Source organism: Streptomyces sp. AK010 (assembly GCF_014207295.1).
In the GTDB taxonomy this organism is placed as follows: domain Bacteria; phylum Actinomycetota; class Actinomycetes; order Streptomycetales; family Streptomycetaceae; genus Streptomyces; species Streptomyces massasporeus.
Genome location: NZ_JACHCX010000014.1, coordinates 112,406 through 136,357, shown reverse-complemented (window position 1 = coordinate 136,357; position 23,952 = coordinate 112,406). Strand labels below are relative to the sequence as shown.

At 65.4% G+C, this 23,952-nt stretch carries 25 protein-coding genes; 4 read left to right on the top strand and 21 right to left on the bottom strand.

Annotated features, from left to right (window positions below; genetic code table 11):
* Positions 1-145: 145 nt before the first annotated feature.
* The 13 genes from HDC93_RS25505 to HDC93_RS25445 form a co-directional block, all read right to left on the bottom strand.
* Positions 146-1,543, bottom strand: a complete 1,398-nt coding sequence (locus HDC93_RS25505; RefSeq protein ID WP_185013168.1) for a tyrosine-type recombinase/integrase — start codon at positions 1,541-1,543, stop codon at positions 146-148.
* Positions 1,540-1,734 (bottom strand): AlpA family transcriptional regulator, encoded by a 195-nt coding sequence (locus HDC93_RS25500; RefSeq protein ID WP_185013167.1) that lies wholly within the window; start codon positions 1,732-1,734, stop codon positions 1,540-1,542. The genes HDC93_RS25505 and HDC93_RS25500 overlap by 4 nt, the downstream gene beginning before the upstream one ends.
* Positions 1,710-3,029 carry a replication initiator gene (locus HDC93_RS25495; RefSeq protein ID WP_185013166.1) on the bottom strand — a complete coding sequence of 440 codons (1,320 nt, stop codon included), beginning with the start codon at positions 3,027-3,029 and terminating at the stop codon, positions 1,710-1,712. The genes HDC93_RS25500 and HDC93_RS25495 overlap by 25 nt, the downstream gene beginning before the upstream one ends.
* 130 nt (positions 3,030-3,159) lie before the next feature.
* On the bottom strand, positions 3,160-3,417 hold the full coding sequence (locus HDC93_RS25490; RefSeq protein ID WP_185013165.1) for a SpdD protein: 258 nt from the start codon (positions 3,415-3,417) through the stop codon (positions 3,160-3,162).
* Positions 3,418-3,443: 26 nt separating this feature from the next.
* Positions 3,444-3,638: a hypothetical protein gene (locus HDC93_RS25485; protein WP_185013164.1), complete on the bottom strand. Its 195-nt coding sequence runs from the start codon at positions 3,636-3,638 to the stop codon at positions 3,444-3,446.
* Between the two features lie 9 nt (positions 3,639-3,647).
* Complete coding sequence (locus tag HDC93_RS25480) at positions 3,648-3,839, bottom strand: mobile element transfer protein (RefSeq protein ID WP_086606144.1); 192 nt, start codon at positions 3,837-3,839, stop codon at positions 3,648-3,650.
* Positions 3,839-4,030, bottom strand: coding sequence for a hypothetical protein (locus tag HDC93_RS25475; RefSeq protein WP_185013163.1), 192 nt, complete (start codon positions 4,028-4,030; stop codon positions 3,839-3,841). The genes HDC93_RS25480 and HDC93_RS25475 overlap by 1 nt, the downstream gene beginning before the upstream one ends.
* Before the next feature lie 18 nt (positions 4,031-4,048).
* Positions 4,049-4,705, bottom strand: coding sequence for a DUF2637 domain-containing protein (locus tag HDC93_RS25470; protein ID WP_185013162.1), 657 nt, complete (start codon positions 4,703-4,705; stop codon positions 4,049-4,051).
* 80 nt (positions 4,706-4,785) lie between these two features.
* On the bottom strand, positions 4,786-6,159 hold the full coding sequence (locus HDC93_RS25465) for an FtsK/SpoIIIE domain-containing protein (RefSeq protein ID WP_185013161.1): 1,374 nt from the start codon (positions 6,157-6,159) through the stop codon (positions 4,786-4,788).
* Between the two features lie 5 nt (positions 6,160-6,164).
* Positions 6,165-6,515, bottom strand: coding sequence for a hypothetical protein (locus HDC93_RS25460; protein ID WP_185013160.1), 351 nt, complete (start codon positions 6,513-6,515; stop codon positions 6,165-6,167).
* Positions 6,516-7,113: 598 nt separating this feature from the next.
* Positions 7,114-7,842, bottom strand: a complete 729-nt coding sequence (locus HDC93_RS25455; RefSeq protein ID WP_185013159.1) for a GntR family transcriptional regulator — start codon at positions 7,840-7,842, stop codon at positions 7,114-7,116.
* Positions 7,843-7,928: 86 nt separating this feature from the next.
* The gene (locus HDC93_RS25450; protein WP_185013158.1) at positions 7,929-8,369 is read right to left on the bottom strand and encodes an ATP-binding protein; all 441 of its coding nucleotides are present in this window, start codon (positions 8,367-8,369) and stop codon (positions 7,929-7,931) included.
* Positions 8,370-8,645: 276 nt separating this feature from the next.
* Positions 8,646-9,386, bottom strand: a complete 741-nt coding sequence (locus HDC93_RS25445) for a GntR family transcriptional regulator (RefSeq protein ID WP_185013157.1) — start codon at positions 9,384-9,386, stop codon at positions 8,646-8,648.
* Between the two features lie 144 nt (positions 9,387-9,530).
* On the opposite strand from HDC93_RS25445, the gene HDC93_RS25440 reads away from it, so the two are divergent.
* Positions 9,531-10,628, top strand: coding sequence for a DUF1152 domain-containing protein (locus HDC93_RS25440; RefSeq protein WP_185013156.1), 1,098 nt, complete (start codon positions 9,531-9,533; stop codon positions 10,626-10,628).
* A 183-nt stretch (positions 10,629-10,811) separates the two neighbouring features.
* Here the strand turns inward: HDC93_RS25440 and HDC93_RS25435 are convergent, their stop codons facing one another.
* The 6 genes from HDC93_RS25435 to HDC93_RS25410 all read right to left on the bottom strand — a co-directional run bounded on the left by HDC93_RS25435 (position 10,812) and on the right by HDC93_RS25410 (position 19,319).
* Positions 10,812-11,759, bottom strand: a complete 948-nt coding sequence (locus tag HDC93_RS25435; RefSeq protein WP_185013155.1) for a PIN domain-containing protein — start codon at positions 11,757-11,759, stop codon at positions 10,812-10,814.
* Positions 11,756-12,742 (bottom strand): ParA family protein, encoded by a 987-nt coding sequence (locus tag HDC93_RS25430; RefSeq protein WP_185013154.1) that lies wholly within the window; start codon positions 12,740-12,742, stop codon positions 11,756-11,758. Before HDC93_RS25430 ends, HDC93_RS25435 begins: the two co-directional genes overlap by 4 nt.
* Before the next feature lie 930 nt (positions 12,743-13,672).
* A complete protein-coding gene (locus HDC93_RS25425) occupies positions 13,673-14,884 on the bottom strand; it encodes a DNA adenine methylase (protein ID WP_185013153.1) in 1,212 nt (403 codons plus the stop codon).
* A gap of 43 nt (positions 14,885-14,927) precedes the next feature.
* The gene (locus HDC93_RS25420) at positions 14,928-15,854 is read right to left on the bottom strand and encodes a hypothetical protein (RefSeq protein ID WP_185013152.1); all 927 of its coding nucleotides are present in this window, start codon (positions 15,852-15,854) and stop codon (positions 14,928-14,930) included.
* 486 nt (positions 15,855-16,340) lie between these two features.
* Entirely contained in the window at positions 16,341-18,338 is a 1,998-nt protein-coding gene (locus tag HDC93_RS25415) for an ATP-binding protein (RefSeq protein WP_185013151.1), read from the bottom strand.
* A gap of 621 nt (positions 18,339-18,959) precedes the next feature.
* On the bottom strand, positions 18,960-19,319 hold the full coding sequence (locus HDC93_RS25410) for a hypothetical protein (protein WP_311774618.1): 360 nt from the start codon (positions 19,317-19,319) through the stop codon (positions 18,960-18,962).
* A 234-nt stretch (positions 19,320-19,553) separates the two neighbouring features.
* Between HDC93_RS25410 and HDC93_RS25405 the strand changes: the two genes are divergently transcribed.
* Positions 19,554-20,027 (top strand): Asp23/Gls24 family envelope stress response protein, encoded by a 474-nt coding sequence (locus tag HDC93_RS25405; RefSeq protein ID WP_185013150.1) that lies wholly within the window; start codon positions 19,554-19,556, stop codon positions 20,025-20,027.
* 187 nt (positions 20,028-20,214) lie between these two features.
* Here the strand turns inward: HDC93_RS25405 and HDC93_RS25400 are convergent, their stop codons facing one another.
* Positions 20,215-21,249: a Ku protein gene (locus HDC93_RS25400; protein WP_185013235.1), complete on the bottom strand. Its 1,035-nt coding sequence runs from the start codon at positions 21,247-21,249 to the stop codon at positions 20,215-20,217.
* Between the two features lie 54 nt (positions 21,250-21,303).
* Here HDC93_RS25400 and ligD point away from each other — a divergent pair, with 54 nt between their 5' ends.
* Positions 21,304-22,185, top strand: a complete 882-nt coding sequence (gene ligD, locus HDC93_RS25395; protein ID WP_185013149.1) for a non-homologous end-joining DNA ligase — start codon at positions 21,304-21,306, stop codon at positions 22,183-22,185.
* Between the two features lie 329 nt (positions 22,186-22,514).
* Here ligD and HDC93_RS25390 read toward each other — a convergent pair whose 3' ends face one another.
* Entirely contained in the window at positions 22,515-23,318 is an 804-nt protein-coding gene (locus tag HDC93_RS25390; protein WP_185013148.1) for a nuclease-related domain-containing protein, read from the bottom strand.
* A 119-nt stretch (positions 23,319-23,437) separates the two neighbouring features.
* On the opposite strand from HDC93_RS25390, the gene HDC93_RS25385 reads away from it, so the two are divergent.
* Complete coding sequence (locus tag HDC93_RS25385; protein WP_185013147.1) at positions 23,438-23,941, top strand: dual specificity protein phosphatase family protein; 504 nt, start codon at positions 23,438-23,440, stop codon at positions 23,939-23,941.
* The last annotated feature ends 11 nt before the right edge of the window (positions 23,942-23,952 follow it).

Below are 23,952 nucleotides of genomic sequence, written 5' to 3'. Positions count from 1 at the left end.
GCAAGGCGCCGGGAAGCCCTCGTAGCGGAGCTACTAGGGCTTTTCGGCAACGCGGCGAGGTGCGGTGCCAGACCGCGCGACCCGGACGGGCATAGTGAAAGGACCCCTAAGCAGGTGGGAGCACAGTACCTTCGGCCGAGCTCAGTCAGTTCTCTATTTCCTCCTGGTCATCGCCCTCCCCGAGGAGCTCCGCGATCCGGCGGTTGGCCACGTCCTGGCGCCCGTCGAGGCACTTCGCGTACCGGCTCAACAGCACTTCGACACTGTTGCCCGCGCGTTCCGCCACCTCGGTGGGGTCGACGCCGGCGTTGAGCCACGAGGAGAGCGCGGCGTGCCTCAGGTCGTACGGTCGAGCGGCCAGCGGCGAGGCCACCTGTTCCGGCGTGAGCGCCAGGTGCCGGGCCTCGTCCCAGACGCGCCAGTACGTAGTGGAGGCGACCACTCCCCCGCGTTCGTTGGCGAACAGCCGCCCGTCCTTGGCGGTGCCGAACTCCTCGATGTGGGCGAGGAGCATGCGGACGAGGCGAGGTGGGATCGGGACGATGCGGGTTTCATTCGTGGGGCGATTCTTGAGGCCGCGGTCGTCGTGAACCTCCCCGGTCCCGGTCCAGCGCTTCCCGACGGTCGGGCGGGTCTTCTCCAGGATCAGCGAACCCCACCCGGTCTCCGGCAGCGTGCAGTCCGGACGACGCAGCGCCACAGCTTCCGCCGGCCGAAGCCCACCGAAGTACATGCAGGCGAAGAGCGCGACCAGGCGCCGCCCACGGGCTCTGCGGTAGCCGCCGACGTAAGAGACTGCGGCCAGGAGTTCGCGTGCCTGCCGAGGGTTCACCACGACCCGGCGGTCGACTTCCTTGGTCACCTTCGGAGGCTTCCACTTCACGAGCGTGACCGGGTTCTCCGGAAGCTCCCCCAGTTCGACCGCGTAGGCAAGGGCGTTGAAGAGGACCGCGCGCTTGCGCCGTACCGTCTCTGCGGCCGCTGGAGTGCCCGACAGCTTGAGCTTGAGCGAGTCGAGGACGCGGCGGATATCTGCCGGATTCTTGATCGTCGCCAATGGCAGCGAAGCCTTGGCCACCCAGCGAAGAGCGTTCGCGATGTCGACCGGCGGAGCTTCCTCGTCCGAGGCTTGGACGACGAAAGCCCAGCCCCGCAGCGCACGGCGCAAGACGTCGTCAGCAGGCCGCCCAGGCCGATCACCCAGCAGTTGAGTCGTGACGAGCGTCATCGTCTCGTTCAAGCTGTCGCGGGAGTTCGGAGCCGCGTGCGGCCACTTCATGGCGACGTACGCCCGTGCGAAGTCGTACCAGGTACGGGACGCTTTGACGGGTGCCATCGAGTCCGGCAGGCCGGTTTCCGTGTCGAATGCCTCGCCCTTCTGCGCAGCCCGAAGAAGCTTGGCGCGGAAGTTGTCGGCGAGTGCCTTCGTCCGGAACGTCTCGGAGAACGGCGGGGCATCGCCGACCTTCCATCGCACGTCGTACGACGGCGTCCTGTACGGCCGCTTGCGGATGCCCCACACCCTGACGTCATGCGACTTCACGCCGCCTCCGCGAGCCCGTGGAGCCAGGCGTTGAAGTCGCTGCGCCAGACGCGGAGCTCACCGTTCGGAAGCTTGATCGCTTCCGGAGCCTGACCCAGCTCGCGCCAGCGGTAGAAGGTTCGGCGGGACACTCCGCCGAGCTCGGCGAGGATCTGCGGGACAGTCATCAGTTCGTCCCGTCGGCGGTCCATGTCGGTTCTCCTTCCGTTCCGGGGGCGGGTTCAAGGGATGCGGCAAGCCAGGCTTCGGCGTCGGACAAGCCGGTTCCGGCGAAGACCCAGTGCGCGAGGACGAGCGTGGTTTCTCCGTCCTGGGGAGCGGCCGTGGCGGTTTGGGCGCGGCGCCATTCGGCGCGGGCGTTGCGGAGGGCGCCGAGGGTGGTGGAGTAGCGGCGGGACTTGGTGGAGAAGTGGCCGCGGAAGCCGAGCGTGTGGGCCCAGGCGCGTAAGCGGAGGTGTTCGAGGTCCTTGCGGGCGCCGAGGGTCCAGGCGGTGCGGATCATGCGGCGGGCGTGGTCGGTGATCCGGGCCTGTGCCAGTTCGGCGAGGAAGCGGATCGGCCGGTCCAGGGTGCCGGTCGCTGTCTCGGCTCCTTTGGTGGCGTACTTGGCGATGTACGCGGCTACGGCCCGTTCGGTGAGCTCCTGGCCGCCGTCGAAGTCGGCGGAGCGGATGGTGCGTACGTCGAGTTGGTGGCCGAAGGTGAAGGTGTGGGCGCGGCCGTCGACGTTGGGCCCGTTGACGTGGGTGGCGGTGGCGGCGGCATGGATGGCGTCGGTCAGCAGCTCGGCGGAGGCCCAGGCGGGAGGGGCCGTGTCGCCGCCCTCCGGGCCGTCGAGGCGGATGACTGCGTGGAAGTGGACGGCGCCCCGCTTCTGGTACTCGGCGACCTTGGCGAAGGAGACGCGTGCGTGATGCCGGAATGCTCGTTGGGTGAGTCCGGCGCGCTTGGCGATCTCACGGCGCAGGTAGATCGAGAAGCGCCGCCAGAGGGCTCCGGCGTGTGCGTTCCAGAGCACGGCCGCCTCGTAGTCGTATGCGTCCGGGTCGACGGGCGTGCCGAGGGCCGGGTCTGTGTCGTCGTGCCGGGTACCGCAGCGGCAGGGCCGCCCGCTGGAGGGGCGGTTGTGGACGGGGCCGAAGCTCGGTGCGGTGAGGGTGGCGAAGACGCGTGGGTGTGTGCCGACCTGTTCGGCGGTGCCTTTGCCGCCACGGAGTCCGGCGGTGATCAGGTGGAAGGTGTCTCGGCGGTAGACCTCCGCGCAGGCCGCGCAGCGGGTGGCACGGCGGTTGTTGCAGCGGACGAGGAGACTTCCGGCGGGCAGGTAGGACGAGTCGAGGTGGTGGAGGACGCGCCCGATCTCTCCGGTCGTCCGGTCGACCGCGTACTCCGTGCGGTGGCCGTCGAGGCGCACGGGGTTCGTGCACCCACCCAGGCCGGAGAGTTGGCGGGCCAACTCGGGCATGGTGCCGAGGGAGGCCAGCATGGAGAGTTCCGCCAGCGGGGGCGGAGTCTGCCGGGTGATGATGGGTCTTCCTTTCGGCTGTTTCGGCGGTTGGGAGGGACGGCCCCGGGGCGGCGGGATGCTTGGCGGCGTTTGCCGCCCCGGCGGCCGGTCAGCGCGTGTTAGCGCCGGTGATGAGGGAGCGCAGGACCACGGCAGCGATGGCCACGGACACCGCCGAGACGGCGACCGCCGCCAGGAGCGCGGTGAGGACGACGCCGACGACGACCACGGCGGCGACCGCACCGGCGCCGACCCCCACGAACGGGGCGACCGAGCGGCCGGCGGAGGGAGCCGGGGCGTGGTCCTGCGGGATGTGGGTGGTGATGCTCGGGACGTGCGGGGTGTCGGGCAGTTTGGGGCGGAACATCGCGGGACTCCTTGTCGGTCGGGGTGTCATTCGTGGGTGCCGTTGACGACGTCGACCCCGGAGCGGGTGCCGGACTCGATGGCCGGGGCGAGGATGGTGTGCGAGAGCCAGAAGCCGAACAGTGCGATCACGACGGCGACCCAGAGGCGGACACCGAGGAACTTGATCGCGGCCCAGGCGATGACACCCAGGACGAAGACGAGCGGCAGCGAGACGGTCACGGGAACTCCTCAGCGGACGCGGCAGCGGTGAGTGCGCGCGGCCAGCTCGGCGGCGGCGCGGCTGTCGTAGTCAGTGGCGAAGCCGCACCGCGGAGCCGTGCAGGCGGCGGTGTGCTTCTCACGGCCCCGGCCGTCGTAGTAGGTGCCGACCTGGACGGGGCCGATGCGGACGACGCGGCGGAAACGGCGGTTGGCGGACATCAGGGGATCTCCTTGTCGGTCTCGCCGGTGAAGTCGGTGACGTGGTCGGCCAGCCAGCGCAAGATCTCGTCGCCCTCGTAGGTGTCGGCGGCGAGGATCACCGGTTCGGCGATCAGCACGGCTTCGGTGAGGCGGTTCTGTCGGGTCAGCTCGGCGGCGCGCTTGAGCGCGCGGAGCGTGGACGGGCGCAAGGGGGAAAGTCCTCCGGGTCAGGTGAGTTGGGTGGTGATGGCTTCGGCGAGCGGCATGGGCACACCGAGCCGGGCGCGAAGGGTCGAGGTGTCGATGTCGGTCCCGGTCCGGGCGCGGTGTTCGTCGGCGACCTTGCGGGCCAGGGTGACGAGCGCGGGCGGTACCGGCGACGGAGGCGGCGGCGCCGACTCCGGTGCGGAGGGTGGCAGTTCGGGGGTAGCCGTGGGCGGCACGATGTCTGTGGCGGTCGTTTCCGGCGCCTGTGACGTCGAAGGTGGTTCCGGTGCCGTCGCCGGGTCTGTGCCTGGATGCGCTGCTCCGTGAGCGAGCAGCGTGCCGCCGAGGAAGGCGACCGCGGGCCATCCGGCGACGAGGATGCGGAGCCAGGCCGGTACGTCCTCCAGGTCGAGCAGACCGGCGGTGGCGACGTTGGCGCCGAGGGACGCTGTCAGCGCGACGACGAACCAGCACCACCCGGCCGTCTTCGACTCACCGGAGCGCAGACGCCGCCAGGCCGCGACCAACAGCAGGTCGACAGAGACCGGATAGGCCCAGGCCTTCCAGCCGTCCTGTCCGGCAGCGAGCGCCAGGTCATGCAGGTGAGCGAAGGACAGCGCGGCGGCGATCACCGCTTGAACGAGCACGGCGTCCACACGGACGGGCAGGGCGCGCACGGCCACTCCTTCCAGTTCCGGGCATGGGTGGGGTAGGGACTTGGCGCGGGACGGCCGCGCCGACCGTGGGAGCGGGTTGGCTACTCGGTGATCGGCTGAGGAGTGGCCAGGGGGCCGGACCCCTTCACCGGCATGGGCGGGACGTGGGGCCGGAACGGCGCGAGCGCCGGAACGTCCGGGGCGAGGTGCGCAGTCTCGCGGCAGGTGGCCGCAGCGTCGGCGAGGGACAGGTGAGGGGTGCGGATGCGGGACCAGCCGCCGGACGTGTCGCCGACGACGGCGAGGCCGGGCAACTCGGCGGCGATGGCGCAGGAGGCCAGGACAGCCTCAGGGGCGATGTCACCGAGCGCCATCTTCGCGGACGCTTCGTCGTTCACCCGATGGCAGACCCGGCCGGTGAGCTGTGCCCGGAGCATGGTCGCTCCCTTGCCCAATTCGGCCCCGAAGCGCTGCCCGCAGACCTCCAGGTAGATGCCGGCCGCGCGGCCGAGCTGGGCGAGCCGGATGAGCTGGGTGACCATCTCGTCCCGCCGCTCCTCCTCCTTCCTCGTGGCGACGAGGAAGAGTTCTGCCACTTCGTCGACGAACAGCACGATGGGAGCCGGGCGTTCGTCCTCCGGCAGGCCCCAGACGTCCGAGGTGATCAGCTCATCCGGGGTGCCAGGTGCGATGCCCTGCCGCGCTTTGATCAGGTCGTATCGGTCCTCCATTTCCTTGACAAGCACGGGCAGCATCTCGGCCGCCTGCTCTGGATCGGTCGCCAGCGCCGAGAGCCGGGGAGCGAACGGCGCCAGCTCCACCCCGCGCTTGCAGTCGATCCCGACCAGGACCACCGGCTGAGCGGCCAGCCCGGCAAGCAGGTTCCGCAGGAACATGGACTTGCCGGACAACGTGGCGCCGAGCACGAGTTCGTGGGGTACGGCCCGGTAGTCCCGTACGAAGGCGGTTGCGTCCTCCCGCAGAGCCACTGGCACGCGGAGCGGACCGGCGTCGGTCCGACGGGGCATCCGCACCTTCCGCAGGACGTCGAAGCCGACGAGCCGCAGTTCCACGACACCGGGCTTGACATCCCGCACGTACACGGCGTGAACACCCCAGGCGTGCCGGAGCCGTTCGGCCGAGGCCGCTACGTCCGCCGGTTCCTGGCCCGGAGCCAGCCGCAGCCGGAGCCGCAGACCGGTCGAGGTGGGCCGGACCATGCCCCGGCGAGGAGGCACCGGCCGGACCTCACGGCGAGTCGTGGCCTTGACGGCCATGGCCCGCCACCGGGGCGGCTCAACCGTCAGGCCGCACGCGTCCATGGTGGAGGTGTACGAGGCCAGGAGCCGGGCCACCGAGACGGGCAGCCCGACAGTGGACCAGTAGGCCGCCGGATGGGCCTGCCGGGCGTAGGCCGCGCCGCCTATCGCAGCGAGCGACCCGCCCAGCTCGGCCCACGTCACCAGGTCGGTCACGACGATCAGCCCGCCTGCTCCATCGGGAAGGCGCCAGGAGTAACGGCGGTCGCCCGGTAGGCGATGCCGTGCCGCTGCTGCCCGTTGAACACGCTCTCCCACGGCCGGGCGATGAGCCCCGGCAGAGATACCGGGGCCCCGACGGTCAGGCCATCCGTCACGCCGCTCTCGGGGACGGTGACCTTGATCAGCGACGACTCACCCTCGTCGACGTAGACGACGCCGACCGTCATCAGCGCCTCACCACTCACGGCGTCCTTGGCGATCTCACCGGTCTGCCGGTCGCGCACCTTCGGCGCCGGCGCTTCGGTGAGCAGGATCGTGGCGGCCGAGGCGTCAATACGGATCACACGCACAGAGATTTCTCCTTCTCGATCAACCAACTCGCCACCTGACAAGTTGACTTAGCAAGCTCGAAGCTACGGATGCCAGGTTGACTTGTCAAGTGACATCGCGGTGGTCAGCGAGCGGCCTTGGAGCCCCCAGCGCACCATGGAGTCAGCAGCAAGGGAGGGCGTGACATGAGCAAGAAGCACCGCGCTCCAGAACCGCAATCATGGGGCCCTCGCACTCCACAAGGGGCAGCACCGCCGCCGGGCACCTGGCCGGAACCGCCCCAAGACTCACCCTCAACTCAGCCTCCAGGGCAGGGCAGTGCGGCACCCCCGCCGAGGAAGCGACACCGTGTCTTCCTGTGGGTCTTCCTCGCAGTGCAGCTCTTGTTCCTGGCCTGGGTCATAGCGGGCGCCACTGGCGCCAGCGGCACGCCCGAAGAATGCCGCGGCCTGACGGGGGACGACCTAGACCTGTGCAACGACGCGAACGACGTCGGTACCACGATCGGGGTGGGCTTGCTGATCGGGCTCTGGTGGCCGCGGACTTCATCCTGGCCCTGACATACGTGATCTACCGGCTTGCCAGCCGCCAGCCTCGGAGCTGAGGCCCGTTCACCCGTCAGCCGAGGCGGTAAGTGCCTTCAAGTTCCTGTCGGTCAGCAGGAAGCAGCACGTCAGAAACCTGCAACGCCTGCCCTGACGCGTCGCACGCGATGACCAGGACGCTCAGCACGGGTACGCCGTCCGGCAGGCCCAAGAGGCCAGCTTCACCCGCCTCAGGGAGCCGAGCTGAGACCCGTTCCGTGACATGGTCGAACCGGATCTTCTTCCTCGCCTCCAGGTGCTCGCGCACACTGCCAGTGAGGACTTCCGCGCTCGCCAGCTCAGTGTCCTCTACCAAGCCGGCGGGGAAGTACGACGAGACGAGCTCAACCGCTTCGCCTTCCTCCTCAACGAGGAAGCGACGCATGAGAACTTTGGCGTTCTTCGGCAAGCCGAGCGCTGAGGCAACTCGCACCGGGACAACGACTTCAGCGACTTCCACGAGGCGTCCCGAGGTCTGGGACTCGTCGCGCTGCAGAGCCTCTCGCCCCCGCCTGTCCTTCTGCTCGACCACTTCCGGCCGGTCCCGGACGATCGTGCCGTACCCCTGGCGGGACTCCAGCCAGCCATCACGCTTCAGCAGTTCCAGCGCCCGCACGACGGTGGGGCGGGACATCCCGAAGGACTGCACCAGCTGGTTCTCACTGGGCACCCGAGTGCCAGGCGGGTACGTGCCGTCCTCGATGCGACGCTGGATCGTCTGTGCGAGGCGCACGTACTTCGGTGGCTCCACTTCATACGCCATGAACGCCGCCTGTCGGGATTGGCCAAGTCAACTGGTCAACCAGACTAGCGAATCTTCGATTGTCAAAGTAGAAGCGGAGCGAACTCTTACCTTCCGGGCCAGGCATCGGCCACCACGAAGGAGACGACGGTTCCGCCGAAGCGGCTCGGTGCGGCGTGCCACGACTCGGCCAGCGAATCAACCAGGAGCAGTCCGCGCCCGTGGGAGTCGCTGGCGTCGGGATGCCTCAGCCGCACGTTCGCCGGAAAGCCGGGGTTGTGCACGTCGACCCGGAGCGAGGTCCCCTCACGGAACCACTCGACCCGTACGAGCCAGGGGTCGTCCGACCGGCCGTAAGCGATGGCGTTGGTCACCAGCTCCGAGATCATCAGCGCACAGTCGTCGACGGAGCAGGCCGGGTTGTACGGGGCGATGAACTTACGGAACCAGCGCCGAGCCCGCGGCACAGACTCAGCGACAGGGTGCAAGGTCATCGCACCGAGACGCGGCGAGTCGTCAGACGGGTAGCGGTCGATCATGTAGGCCATCAGGTGCTCACTTCCTGCCGCTACCGTCGCAGTCGAGGCAGCGCCGCTTCGATGTGGCACGGGTGCGATCGGCGGCGGTGGCAAGCGCCAGGGTCGTTCGTGATCCGACACGCTTCCAGCCGCGTCCCCGGCAACCCCGGCAAGGTAAGTGCGTGCCCTGATCCGGCCGCTGACTCGTCACACCGCGCCTCCTCCCAGTGAAGTGGCCTTAGCCACTTTCTGGATAGTGGCATTAGCCACTTGGCTGACGCAAGCGATTCGCTGCAACTGGCCCCCTCAGGTGAGGGGGTAGCCCTGCTCGAACGCCCAGCGATGCGGCGGGTAGGTGGCTTCAGCGAACTCCAGCGGCCGGTCCTGGAGGTCGAAGACGACGTGGTGCACGATCAGCACGGCGGAGCCGGCAGCAAGTTGAAGGTCCTCGGCCTCTTCCTCAGTCGCCGCACGCGCACACATGCGATCTTCCGCGTAACTCCCCTGCCGTCCGGTCAGGTTCTCGACATACAGCAGCGTCCCCTCTTGGATCCGCTCCGGCTCCAGAAGCTTCGGCGCACGCTGACCGACATCCGGAGCGAACCACGAGGTGGAGAGCGTGATCGGCCCGTCCTGGTTGTTGGTCACCCGCCGCCGGTGCACCGCCCGGCGATCCTTGACCAGGCCCAGCGCTTCAGCCACATGGTCCGGCGCCTCCAGCCAACCGGCAGAGGTGATCACGGCGTACTCGCCCGGCGTGTAGATCTTCCCGGTCTGCCGAGCGCGCCCGTACAACTCACGAGCCCGCCGGTTGACTTCGAGGCTCCGCACGTACGTGCCCGACCCCTGACGCTTCTCGACAAGCCTTTGATGACTCAGCGCCTCCAACGACCGCGCGGCCGTGGGCCGGGAGACCTTCCAGTCCGCCGCCAACTGCCGTTCGGACGGCACCTCGTCACCCGGTCGCAGGTCACCCCGAAGAATCTGATCACGGATGTAGTGCGCGATCTGGAGATACTTCGGCTGAGCCTCCTCGATCTGCGGCATCAGTCCTCCTCACCCAAGGCGAGCCCCAGGCGAGTAGTCGGGCACCCCGCTACCGAGCTGAGGCCTGCTTCTCGATAAAAGTGGCTATGGCCTCTAGCCACTATAGGGTGAGTGGTCAACCCCCTACCCCGTAGGCTGATCCGCATGACGCGGTTGATCGTCGCAGCAGGAGGAGGGGGCGACGCAGTCGCCGCCGCAATGATTCACGCCGCCCTCTACGGCGACGAGGACCAGGCGGTGATCCTCACGTACGCATGGGACCGCCTCTTGGTCGACCCAGTACCGGGCCCCCGAGGACCAGACAACTTCTCCGGTCTCCTGCCCCTCACCCCAGCAGTCCGGGCAGTGCCGGCCGAGGCCCGTCCGATCGCTCCGGCGGGTTCGACTCTCCCCCGACTTGCAGCAGAGCTCCCGCACACGCTCGCGCTGATCGATCCCCGCCACGGGGTCGAGGGCATCACCCGCCAACTCGAAGAGCTGGTCGACCAATTGTCACCAGAGTCGATCGACCTCCTGGACGTTGGTGGCGACATCCTCGCCCGCGGCGACGAGCCAACGCTGAAGAGCCCACTCGCCGACGCCGTCACACTCGCCGCGTGCTGCCAGGTGAACGCTCCCGTCCGCCTGTTGGTGGCGGGCCCCGCCCTCGATGGCGAACTCCCTCTCGACGAACTGCGCGGCATGCTCGGTCCGCTAATCCACACCCTCACAGCGAAGGACGTCGAACCGATCAGCTCGGTCCTGGAGTGGCATCCCTCCGAGGCAACCGGGATGCTGGCGGCGACAGCCCGAGGCGTACGCGGCACCTGCGAAATGCGAGACGCCGGCCTCCCGGTCCCTCTCACCGACGAAGGCCCGACAGTCCATGAGGTCGACCTGGACGAAGCACTGACCCGCAACCAGTTGGCCCGAGCCATCCTGACGACCGCCGCCTTGGACGAGGTCGAGGCACACAGCCGCGAAATCTGCGGCTACTCGGAGATCGACTACGAGCGCAACAAGGCCGCGTGGCTCAAGGACCAGCTACCGGCGCAGCTCGATCCAGCGGCCGCACTGTCTCAGCTCGACCAGTTCGAAGCCGAAGCCCGGGGCCGCGGGGTTACCCACACGACGTTCCGCCGTATCACTGAGGCCCTAAGCCTCAACGGCTCCTTGCGCGAGGACCTGCGCCAACTGCTCATTCACAGCCGACCAGAGCAGTACGACGCGCCCCTGTGGCGCATCACAGCCACTACTGAGTAACAACCTTCTTCACGGGTTCAAGGCGGCTCGCTCCGCTCACCGCGCGCGGCCCGGCCCCCGGCCGGGCCTGCGCTCCTGTCTCCGCCCCGCTCCAGCCCGGCCGGCGCCCGTGCCGCGCTCATGGCAATCCGCCGCCTGCAGCCAGAGGGAGGTTGCGGCCGCTGACCGCGCAGGCAGCAAAATCTAACGGACAGTAACGCTTGAAACCTCTTCAACGTCAATGCTGGAAATAGCCCCAGCCGAATGACTGCTTTGCACCCAGGCTCGACATCCTACCAAGAGCGGGATTTCCTTCACATCTCCATCACCTGTCGACTCAGTATCCACTTCGACATCAATATCGACGAGACTGAGAATCGCATCATCGACCTGGTAGGACTTGATCTTCTTGACGTCCTTGACCTCAGCATCAAGAGAGAATCCTGCACTGCCATAGAATTCTTCAGAAATTCTGTGCGGCAGACCAGTTTCGAACAAGGCTTCAAGAAACATGTTCTTCACTGCGGAAACGCTACCAATCGAGGGAGTGTTCTGCGATTTACTTGAGAGCTTGTCTAGCAGAGAATCGAGATTCCTGTGATAGATGACCTCAACGCCTCGCGCTTTGCAGTCTTCTAGCAGGTCGGGATGCAGCAAGTTCGCATTAGCCGTGTCCGCGAAGTCAGCTCTATTGTCCGAGACAAAGTGGACAGGCGCTCCATTAGCTACAGCTACTTCCAGAGCGCTCAGCCAGATTGCACTGTCTCTGGCCCCTTTACCGTCCCGGGCCGGGCGCCTCCTAGCAGCTTCACGCTTCAGTGCTGCAACTGCTTGAACCCCGCCCAGCGGAATTACCTCGAAGGCGGCTTCTAGTTCATCTCTCCAGGATGAAGCAATTTCCGACAAATCAGGAATATAGATGGGCTCCAACTCCATCAATTTAGAAGCCTGATTAAAGGCCTCCTGTAGCTTCTGAATCGCCTCCGCCACTAGGCTCTTCCTGATGTTGACGGATTCCTCTAGCACAACCTCAGAAATACACACCCGTAGGTCATTATGAGAAGCGACCTTAAGAACCGCCGACATTAAGACGTTCCGGATCGAGCCCTGCCGAGGGAGAACGTTAGTGTCCAGAAAAATCAATGCCCTCACCGCGATTCAGGGAGTCGACTGACGATTTCCGAGGCCAATCCTTCAAAAAGAGACAAAGTATCGCGAGCGCGGGTGAACTGTGACCCTCGCGCTTCAGTACCGCTCAATTCAAAAACGGCGCTTTGGGATTTCTGGGCCATAGGGATCAAGCTAGACAGGTTTCGTACCTCTCCGATCTGCGCATTCTGCGTAGGAATCGGCACTCCAGCCCTCTTCAGCGGCTCGACCACGCCATTCTGATACTCCTGAGGAATTCGATCAATCCATTGCTTATAGGCCGCAGCAGGCACCTGTCGATAAGTGGTAAATTGCTGACTAATATACCCGAGGGGAGAGGGTTCACCTGTCGGCAACTCGAAGTCGAATTCCAACTCTCGACGCTGCGCCGAGCCCCTAGCAGCGCGCCATTCTTCCACCCACAGTGACGTGCTCTTCCCAACGCTAGGAAGGGCAGTGATTGAAAATAGATCGGGAGCCATAGGAATGACGAAACCATCGGAAGCCAGCAGAGCCGTCCGATTCAGCGCCCCAACATTTGGACCGAGATCAGCCAAGACGTAATCTGCAGATACCTGCGCGCCTAGAGTCACGGCAATTCGATGGATCGTCGTGCTTACTCGAAATCCGCCTGCATTTCCCGCGAGAGCCTCCGTCCAACCTTGTGGGCAAATCTCCTCGAACTCACTCAGCCGAATGTCACCTGGAAGGATCCACGCATTGTCACGAATCTTCTGAGGATCAACTGTACGAAGCTCACCAGACCGATCTACTACGGGCTTCAAGCAACTCCAAATTGTCTTACCATCATTCCAGGCTGCCAGGATAAGCTCAGGATCAAGAGCCGCTGCGGTCAAATTTGCCTGAGCGTCAAGGTCCAGAAATAGAACCCTCTTCCCCTCCTGTGCAAGGGCGATACCAATATTGTAGACGAGAGTCGTCTTCCCGACGCCGCCCTTGTGATTAAAGAACGAGATGATCTCCATTTAGCGATTCACCGACTTTCTTGATTCTCCGGCAATTATGAGCTATTTCCGGTAGCGCGGCTGCACCCTTCGGAACAAACCTCAAGGTGATCCTCGTGCACCCAACGGGGGTTTCGCAACCGTTTCGGCAAGGTTGGGAAGTGTTCAAGTGTCTTCCCCAACCCCTCTTAAGATGGACCGCGCTGTCTCATGTATCCCGTACTCAACGGAGCGCATAGAAGAACTGGCGCGCGTGCTGTCGTTGAAGCCGGCTAGGCAGCGCACGGCGACTGGTCGCGGAGAAACCGTTCGGGAAGGAAAGGCCCAGGTCTCTCGTGACGCGGGCCGGCCACCGCGTCTGCTCTGACCGACGACAAACCGGTAACGTGGCCGAGGCCGGTGGGAGTACAGCGAAACACACGCGCGCCTGGTCGGCCGAGGCACCCGCCGTCGTGGCTGACTTTCGTCGGCTGGGGTCCGTGCCACTGCCGTGCCAGATGCAGCGGTCAGCCACGGTCAACGAGAGTATCTAACAGTCCAGTTGCTGAGCATCTCACCAGGCATCGAAGCCGCAGGTCACCGGCTCGACGTACCAGCCTCTCTCCTAAGGCGGTGCTCGTAGCCTTTGGTCCGTTGCTGTACAGCAACGAGGTCGATCAGCGCCGGCCGACCACGGCCACGGCTGGACGCCTGACCAGCCCGGCAGACCTCAGTGACCGTCACGCCCGTAGCGCCGGAGAGGGGGTGCTTCGTGGCTGGGGCGGTCGGCTCCACGGCTTTAGGCAGCCGCTGAGGCGCGAGCCTCGAAGATCATGGCCCCAACGTGGTGCTCCACCGGGGCAGGTCCACAGACTGCCCGACGCGGCGGAAGCTTACGGGGCCATGATCACTCACGCCAAAGCAGCTCCATCGAAGCCGTTCCACCGCCCTTGGAGGCCCGTCCAAACTGTGTTATGGGAGCACGCGAAGCTGATCATCAATCGGCACAGTCGATGGAGGAAGAGTCGTGATGAGAAGCTCGTCAGCGGCACGCTTCCCTACCTTGCCGGCTGCCGAGTACCGCGTGCTCACCAGCCTCTTAGTGATTCGCCAGCATCGCACTCCAAGATTCACCCGGTCAGATTCCGATGGGTTCATGCGATCACGCGCATACAGCCATGGGCTTTCTGTAAGCGACGGGTGGTTGTCGTAGCTCAGTAGCCACCGGAACTGTGCTCTATTTCTGAGGTAATGAGCGAGGCTGAGATGCAGAAAATCGGCACTATTTCCTGTCCCCTCGTCCAATTGACCACCGTACCCACCTCTCGGATCGAAAGAAGTCCGGTACAGCAACGACGACTTATCGACGTACGGCGGATCAAGGTAGGCGATCACCCGCGACGGAAGCAGCTGAGGATATCGCTCCGGTACATCATCTAGCGTACGCCTCCAGTCTTTCCGCCAAACATCGACAAGGCGTCCGACATCGTACAGATGACCAACGTACCTGATACGTTCAGTGAGAGCATCCGGATTCCACCGGCATCCGATAGGATATTTGCTCTCCTGCGCGCGACCTCCGATAGGCCCAGCTTTTCCGTGCAGGATTCCAGAGAAAGTGGTTCGATTGAGGAAAAGGCATTGCATCGCCGCCGCTAGGCGACGGTCACGCGGCGCCAAGTCGGCCGGCGGACTCCAATTCCTCCAGTAGTCCCATCGCTCGACAGCCGTAGAGCCCCCGCGCCGCACGAAGCGATTCCACTCGTCATGCATGCGGTCAACCAGCCGCTCTGTGTCCTCGGCTGCAACTTGCCAAAAGGCGGTGACGAGCGGATCAGCGTCGGCGAGCAAGATCCGGTCGACAGTGCCGTCACCGATCATGCGCAGCGAAGCCGAGGCCCCTCCAGCAAAGGGTTCCACGAGCAGATTGATCTCAGGCACCTCACGCGACTGCTTGGCGGACGTGATCACCCGCGTGATCACAGGAGCAAGTGCTGACTTAGCGCCTGGGTACCGGAGAGGAGATTGGTAGCGCCCCCGCGCAAGGTCGTGAGCCACTGTGGCCAAGCCCGCGGAAATCGCCTTTTCATGACCATTGATCGCGTCGCCCGTACCCAAGAGCGCAGCAGTTCGTGCCAGTTCATCGGTTGGAGTGGCCACGATCGGCTCTGTCAGGGTGGTCATGCTCGTATTCTGCCTGATACAGCTGAGACTTGGTACATGCAACCTACTTCTTGAAGTAGGTCGGTGGCTGCACCGCCTGCATGTCGAGCTTGAGACCCGGAATGTTCTGCTGAGCCATCATAGTCAGTACAGAACGACCGACCCCAAGCGGGAGCGCTGCCGCAGAGTGCGCCAACGCCACCGGAATCACCGCATGTTGGTACATACGGGTCCGCAACGAGTCGAGCACCTCGCAGATCAGACGGATCGTCGGGAACGCGCTCCATCCCTCGACATCGCTGCTGCCGTCATAAGGACTCAGACCAGCTGCCGCCGGCACCGTGATCACCAAAGGATCACCTGCCTGGGTGCGGTAGATAAATCTCCGCCCGTAGAACTCATCCACGCCGTAGTGGTTATTTGCTGAACGGCCCGAAATCCGATTGATATAGTCGTTGGTCAGACGCATCACGTGGCCGACAGGGATCCACTCGCAGATCTGCTCTGCATGTTCTACGAATGCCCCGCTCTTCTCGATTCCGACCATTAGCGGAGCAACTAGATCCTGAGCTGCACACCAACTGGCGAGATCTCCAAGATGTTCCACGAAGCGGCGCTTGAGCGGTGCCAGCGGGCCATGCAATGCGAGGGGCCCATCAGTGACAAAGAGCGTATGCCGCAGCACCTCAGGAGCTGAGTCGGCAAAGAAGTTCAGATAGCACAACGTCATCAGCCGCTCAGCCACGCTCATCACGCGGCCCATGGGCGTGAAATTCGAGCCTTCGACATTGTACTCTTCGTGCGTACGAAGGGCGTCAGCGAGGTACAGAACCCCACCACACGCCGGGCAGTTTCCCCCACTGGCAGCTACGGTGAGCTGCACCCCGTTCGTTGCGGATGCGCCGCAGTTGGGGCACACGCGAAGTGGGATTCGATCCGCACGGGCCGCTCGTGTTCCGTATAGGGCGAGCAGACCGTCCGCCAGAGTCATCGTAGTACTGGAGTCAAACCGCGAGCTCATGAGGAAGGCGTTGAGCTCACTTCTCCATGTATCAACTCCAGTCATCCCAGGCCGAACAAGTTGCGACCCTGGTAGTGCGACGTCGAAAGCGTACTCTGTCTGTGATTTCCGAACAGCCCGTGGATCGATGTAGCGTTCAATAGCCAGGGCTCGAAAAGCGTCGAGCTGTACCATTGAACCGGCTACCCTCAGATAGCCGACTTTCACCGTCGGGTGGTCACGCGTGGCCTCAACCTCAGTGTCTGATCCATCTACGGTGATCGAAAAATCGATGTCTCCCGGGTCACCCACACGAGGTAGATCCCCCAGAGGAATGCACAGACTTTCGATCTCGTCTTTGCTGTTAGGCCTAGAACTCGTTATCTGCCACCGCTGCAGAGCGGCCTTTACCGCTTCATTTCGAACGGTGTCTACATGACCGAGACGAGAAGCCTTCTCCCCAGAGTAGGGCATGACTCACCCGTCACTTTCTGCCGAGGAGATAGAGCCAAGGCCGGCAGCCTTGCGAGCCTCGTTAACCATCGAATGGTCAAACTTGGCGATCTGTGCGGGGACGATATACTTACCTGAGTAGGCTTTCATGCGGACAAAGCCTACGTCTTCCGCCCGGATGATACTCGGGGCCCACACCTTGAAGTCGTAGTAGTGGGAGAGCTCGCGAGTTTCGTGATCCGAGTTCAAATGCGCAACTAGCCAATTAGATGTGTTGGACAAGATGCGCTTATCGACAGACGTGACCTCTTGAGTGGCGTAAATCAGCCCCATTTTATACTTAGCCGCTTCCTTCGAGAGCCGCACCCAAGGATCATCGGCCACGTCCCGCCCACCACGCTCGAACAGGTTGTGTGCTTCCTCTACAACGATCTGCATTTCCAGCGGATCTGCATCCTCCCGGAATCGTTCTCCCGCCTTGTTGAGCAGGTGCGTGACAATCCTTTCCGACATGACCTTGGCGACAAGTTCGTTGCCACTTGACAGATCAACGATCGACAGCCGGCCTGCGACCATATCCTGCCAAAGCAGCTCCGCTACATCGCCAGTCGACTCCGGCCCATGAAATGGCCGGATCGTCCTGATGGCCGACGTGACACCCGTGTATTCATAGACCCCGAAGATGTCAGGGAATCGCGAGTTTTCGTCATGCCACTTCGGGAAGTCGGCAGATCGCTTACCCACCCAGTTAGCAAGAGAGAGGGCGCCGGCAGGCGAGTTGATTGTGTACTTTCCTCGACCCGCCGACGTAATCGCGGTCGGGTGTTCTTTCAGGAAAGCATCCGCCTTGTCATCAGGCAAAGCGATCTTAAGCGGCGTGAAACGAGTAGCCGTGAAGCCACATTTGGCAAGTAGCCCGTAAAAAGCTACTAGCGACCAGCCCCAACGGTTATGGGCACTGAAATCTTGACGGTCTGGTTCAGTCAGGTCCGCCGAGCGGAAGCTCTTAGCGTAGTTTGTATTTACCTGGGCGGTTGCATCGCTTACGAGGCTCCATGCAGCCTCCAGGACCTCGCGATCATAGAAGTTGAGCCGGAGAGTCTTCTCACGTGAATCAGTTGCGTCCGGCTCGACCTTGTAGATCCTTACGGTGCTGTCATCATCGCCCAACAGACGCAGTCCTGTCCCGTCCTGCCGGTTGACGTTTGCATACTCGCCTTGCGGGTCGAAGATGAGTTGCCCAATTGAACGCTCATGCTCCGAGGCGTATCGATGAACTGCCGTCACAAGAGTCTTGATGGTGTTGGACTTACCGGTCCTGGTCATACCGAACACGGCAGTCTTGCGTCCGACGAAGTCCGAAACATCGATGCGAACGTCTGCCTGGTCAGTACCGGCAATCAGCGCCTTGCGCCGCGTTGCAGCGAATCGCACCTTCCCGATGGCAAGCGAGTCGCGTTCATCTGCGGCAGCCGGGTATGAAGCAAGCCACGACAGAACATCTGTCGAGGGCAAGAACACCTGATACCGAGCAGAGACGACGACATTATCGATGTCGGCGCCGTACTCAACCCGCGCGTCCCGTGCGTCGGTTTCGGTGTAGAAGGTGCCCAGAACTTCGCAGTCGAAAGCCGACTGCTGGAGCTCGTTCCTGGTCAGAACGTCTGTCACGTCATCAAAGTCAACCCCCGACGCGCCGGCATCGCGCACAACAGCGAGTCGAGTCTGGATGAGCTCAGACTCGTTCGGGAGCGGCGCGGTCCCTCGCACGCGGAGCAAAATGATCTCTTGATCTTCGAGGATGAACCCTGCCTCTGTGCTGTCCCCAGCTACGGCAAGCAGAAAGCCACCTCGAGGGACGCCGCCAGCCTCATGCTTCTTGAAGTCGTCCGTGAGGACGATGGCCGAGTCGTAGTCGAGCCGGAAAATCCCGCCCACCGGCTTGCAGCCCTGGTTGATCAGCGCCGTGAGAGGCTTCCTGAGCTCCGTCGAGTTCTGAACCTTCGCCGCGATCCCTGTCACGCGGTCCCTCCCTGATCCCCCCGCGCACGAGCGCGATGCTATGTCCGACATCCCCGGCAAGCGCTACAGATCGCACTGCTGGCCAGTGCAAGCAGTTTCGGTCTCGGTGACTATGTATGTGGCAACTTCAGTCCAACTGGCCGAAATTGATCGTTTGGCTTGGAGTGCACCTCCGTCCCTCACCCATCCCCAGTTCGCCTGGCTCGGTGAAGACGCCGGCGTGAGAGGCATTGCAGCCACTGCCGTCCGCTGCTCAGTCAGCGCGGCTGGCAACCTCGTGGACCACTTGTGGACTAGCTCCGGCGCACGTCCCGATGCCAAGCCAGTGACCAGCACGTTCGCTCTGTACAGACAGGGCCTCCGGAGCCGTGTGCGCAGGTTCGAATCCTGCCGGGGGCACTCGCCGAGTCACTTGCGAAGTCTCGTAGCTGGCCAGGGCGGATGCCGACATGAAGAGGGCGGGAGTCAGTTCTACTGACTCCCGCCCTCTTGCTTGCGTTCCTGGTATAGGCGGCGCCCCCACCCCTCACCTGCTCGTCGGGCTCTCGAACGGGACGAAGACATCGCCCTTTCGCATCACGCACAGCGCCCAGATGATGAAGCCCGAGATGGGGTCACGGTTCAAGGAACGGCGACAGACCAGACCGGATAGTAGGGCAGGGAAAGGAAGTTCGAGAGGATGACGAGGCCCGCGATGCCGACGCCCAGGGCGCGGGCCCAGGTCGATGCCATGAGCAGGCCGAAGCTGACGATGAAGGCGAGTACGCCCAGGGCCAGGTGGCTCCAGCCCCAGGCGGTGAGGTTGAACTCAAAGACGTAGTTCCGTGTCGAGACGAGGATGTCGTCGTCTGCGATCTCCGCGATGCCGCGCATGATGTCGAGAATGCCGCCGATCATGAGCATGATGGGCGCGAAATCGGTCACGCCGGTGGCCCCTTCCCGCAGGGGCGTACGGGCGCTTCCCGGGTGCGTGGTGGTCATGCCGGTCTCCTCGTTGCCATCGTTCCCATCGCTTTCCATCTCGTCCGGTGAGGATGGCCGCTCGCCGGGCCCTGCCGTTCTCGGCATGCCCACGGCAAGACGCGGTGGGCTTCACCCGGGACGGGTGAAGCGGGAGAGTGGAGAAAATGCCACTTTCGCCCCATGCGCACCATTGTTCTACCGTAGAGAGAAACGACGCTGCTCACCCCCTCAGCGATCATCGAGGTGACGGTCATGACGGAGACCACTCAGCGCAAGAACACAGCGGGCAGGCAGGACGGGGCGACATCGCAGGGCGGGAAGGGTGCTCCCGGCACCCGTGGGAACACCACCATCGCGGACACGGTCGTCGCGAAGATCGCGGGCATGGCGGCCCGGGAGATTCCCGAGGTGTACACCCTCGGCGGAGGAATGACCAGGGCCTTCGGGGCTGTGCGTCAGCGGGTGCCGGGCGGGGGCAGCGGGGTCACCCAGGGGGTGAAGGTCGAGGTCGGCGAACGCCAGGCCGCGGTCGATCTCGACGTGGTCGTCGAGTACGGCGCCGCCATCGCCGACACCGCCGCGGACATCCGGACCAACGTCATCAACGCGGTGGAGCGGATGACCGGCCTGGAGGTCGTGGAAGTCAACATCGCCGTTGGCGACGTCCATCTCCCGGACGAGGAGGAGGACGAGTCCGAGCAGCAGGAGGGCAGGCGGGTGGCCTGACCCGAGGGCTACTTGCTTCAGCTGGTCTCAGCCCTGAGGCTGCGGGCAGCGTGCGGTGTGTCCTCCGTCCTCCCCCTGGGGTGGGCGGAGGACACCTCGACGAGTGCCGGCGCCTCCCGCGGTCCAGCCGGTCCGTGGCAGTGCCGGGCTTCCCAACCCACCGTGTCAGGCCGAGCGACCCACCGTGTCAGGCCGAGCGCTTGCGCGACGTCGGCTTCTTCGCCGGCGTCTTCTTCGCGGTGCTCTTCGACGCCGTCTTCTTGGCAGTCCCCTGACCCTGACCCGACTTCGACGTCGACTTCTTCGCCGCCGTCGTCTTCTTGGCCGCCGTCTTCTTCGCCGTGGACGTCGACTTCTTGCCGCCGGTCTGCTTGGGGGCCGCCCGGGCCGTCTTGCGCTGCGGGAGCGACTTGACCTCGGCGTGCGCGGCGTCCTCGCCCCGGGACTCGCGGGCTGCGCGGACGCTGCTCTCCAGGGCCGCCATCAGGTCCAGGACCTTGCCGCCCGTGGCCGGTTCCGGGGACTGGGGCAGGGCCTCGCCGGCGGCCTTCGCGGCGATGACCTCCTCCACGGCCTCGCGGTACTCGTCGTGCAGATCCTCCAGCTCGACCTCGCCCAGGGTGTCCATCAGCGCGTCCGCCAGGTCCAGTTCCTGGTCGCGGACGGTCACGTCGGTGTCGGGGGCCAGGCCCTCGGGGGCCCGGACCTCGTCCGGCCACAGCAGGCCGTGCATGGCGATGGCCTCGCCGACGACCCTGAGCATGCCCAGGCGTTCCCTGCCGCGCAGGGCGAACTTGGCGATCGCCACCTTGTTGCTGCGCTTCAGCGCCTCGCGCAGCAGGGTGTACGGCTTCGCCGCGGGGGCGCCGCTCGCCTGAAGGTAGTACGCGGCGTCCATCTGGAGCGGGTCGATCCGGTCGGCCGGGACGAAGGCGACGATCTCGATCGTCTTGGCGGTCGGGATCGGCAGGCTCGACAGGTCCTCCTCGGTGATCGGGATGATCGTGCCGTCCGCGTCCTCGTAGCCCTTGCCGATCTCCCCCTGGGTGACCTCCCGGTCCTCCAGTTCGCAGAACTTGCGGTAACGGATGCGGCCGCCGTCCTCGGTGTGGATCTGGCGGAAGGAGATCGAGTGGCTCTCGGTGGCATTCACCAGCTTGATCGGAATGCTGACCAGGCCGAACGAGATGGCGCCGTTCCATATGGATCTCACGTGCAGCACCCTTCCGGTCACGCTCGGGAGTGTTCGTCACGGTTTGCGTGTGATTCTTATCGTATGGCGCCTATCACAGTGGTGGAGGGGAGACGGCTCGCTCTCAGCAATCTGGAGAAGGTGCTGTATCCCGCCACCGGCTTCACCAAGGGCGAGGTGCTGCACTACTACGCGACCGTCGCCGAGGTCCTGTTGCCCCATCTGCGTGATCGGGCGGTGTCCTTCCTGCGGTATCCGGACGGGCCGGAGGGGCAGGTGTTCTTCACGAAGAACGTGCCGCCGGGTACGCCCGACTGGGTCACCACCGCCGAGGTGCCACGGGTCGAGGGGCCCTCACGGATGGTCCTGGTGCAGGATCTGCCGAGCCTGATGTGGTCGGCGAACCTCGTGACCGAGTTCCACACCCACCAGTGGCTCGTCGACACTCCGGACGAGGCCGACCGGATCGTGTTCGACCTCGATCCCGGGGCGCCGGCGAACATCGTGCAGTGCTGCGAGGTCGCGCTGTGGTTGCGGGAGCGGCTCGCGCGCGACGGCCTCGAGACCTACGCCAAGACCTCCGGCTCGAAGGGGCTGCATCTGCTCGCCGCCGTGCGCGGGGCGTCCTCGGAGCGGGTCTCCGAGTACGCCAAGGCACTCGCCGTCGAAGCCGAGAAGGCCCTGCCCCGGCTCGCGCTCCACCGGATGACCAGGAGCCTGCGTCCGGGGAAGGTCTTCGTCGACTGGAGCCAGAACGCCGCCCGCAAGACGACGGCAGCCCCGTACACCCTCCGGGCCCGCCCGGAACCGACCGTATCGGCCCCGGTGACCTGGGACGAGATCGAGGAGTGCCGCGCACCCGGCCGGCTGGACTTCCAAGCCGTCGACATCGCCCCGAGGATCGACGACTACGGCGACCTGCTCGCTCCGCTACTGGACACGGAGGCGGCCGGACCGCTGCCGTAGCCCGACCGCATCCCTAGCCCGACCGCTTCCCCAGCCCGACCGCATCCCTAGCCCGACCGCATCCTCAACCCGACCGCATCCCTAGCCCGACCGCTTCCCCAGCCCGACCGCATCCCTAGCCCGACCGCATCCTCAACCCGACCGCTTCCCTAGCCCGACCGCTTCCCCAGCCCGACCGCTTCCCTAGCCCGACAGCCGGCGGTTTCGCGACGGGCGTCGCAGGATGCGCGTGCCGTGTCCCGCCCGGCCGACCCCTGCAGTCAGGTGCCGTGTCCCGCCCGGCAATCCTCACCCAGCCATCCCGCCCAGCCATCCCCGGCCCGCACCCCTCACACCCGCGCCCATGTGCTCCGGTCGCGGGCCATCGCGTGCAGCGCCTCCACGTCCGCCGGTTTCAGGACGCCGCCCCGCTGGGACAGGCCCTCCACCTCCGTGGCCGTCAGGACCTGGACCTGTCTGGGGGCCGTGGGGATCGAAACCGCCGCCGGGTCCACCAGGGCGAGGACCGGGCGGACCTCCGCGGTCAGGGCGTAGGAGGCGCGGTCGGCGTCGGAGCGGACACGGCGCAGGAGGGGGTACGGGTCGCGGCGGCCGAGGGCGATCACGGGGTCGGTGATGCGGACGCGCTGCCTGCGGGCGTGGAGGGTGTGCACGGCGTAAAGGCCGCCGGGGCCGATCAGCAGGTGGTGGATGCGGTCGCCGCCGGGGAGCGGCACGGAGTGCAGGGCGTGCCAGCCCGCGCCGTCGAGGCGGTCCAGGGCGTCGCCGACCGTCTGCTCGGCCGCCAGGGCCCGGCGGCGCGGGTCGGGGCGGATCCGGTGCGTGGGGCCGGGGTCGCGGTCGAGGGCGACGAGGAGGGCCTCGCCGGGGCGGTTGGGGGCCAGGTCGTCGTCGGGGTGGAGGGCGAGGCGGGACAGTTCGCCGGGGGTCGGCACCGGGGGCGGCCCCACCGTCACGGGGCCGGTGAGGAAGGGCCCGAGCGCCCGCAGGACGTCGTCCTCGCGGTCCTGGCCGAGCAGGTTCACGCGGGCCGCCTCACGGTCGTACCAGGCGATGTTCCTGCCGTCCGGGAGGCAGACGTAGAGCCGCTCCCGGCCGTGCCGCCAGGTCGGTATGACGCGCAGTCCGTTCATGCACCATCACCCCAGTCCATGGGAACAGGCGGGGTGCTGCGGGGGCAAGAACCCGGCTACCTTTGAGAGGAGTTGGGCCTGCCCTTGGACCCTCGGGCGGCCATGGTGGGGAGGCGCCGTTGCGTACCCGCAGTAAACCCGACGTACCCGCTCCGGAGAGTCCGTGGAGCGAGGTCGTCCCCGGGCTCTGGATGGGCGGTCACGAGTACACGGGGGCCTTGGGGCACCTGGAGTTCGCCGTCGTGCGGAACGAGTTCGATCTCGTGCAGACGCTGCTGCGGCTGCCGGGGCACGGGCCCGATCCGGGCGTCCGGCACCAAGTGTGGCCGATCCCCGACGGGCCGCTGGACGGGACGCAGCTCGCCGGGGTGATCCGGCTGGCCGAGGCCGCGTGCGAGGCGCTGGGCGAGGGCCGCAGGGTCCTGGTCCGCTGTTACCACGGGTACAACCGCTCCGGTCTCGTCGTCGCGCACGCGCTGATGCGCCAGGGCCGCTCCGCCGAGGAGGCGATCCGGCTGATCCGGGCGCGCCGCTCACCCTGGGCGCTGCACAACGACCTGTTCGTCGACTACCTGCGGGCCGGGCTGGTCACGGCACGGCTGCTCGAGGAGCTCGCCGAGTAGCGCGGCACAGG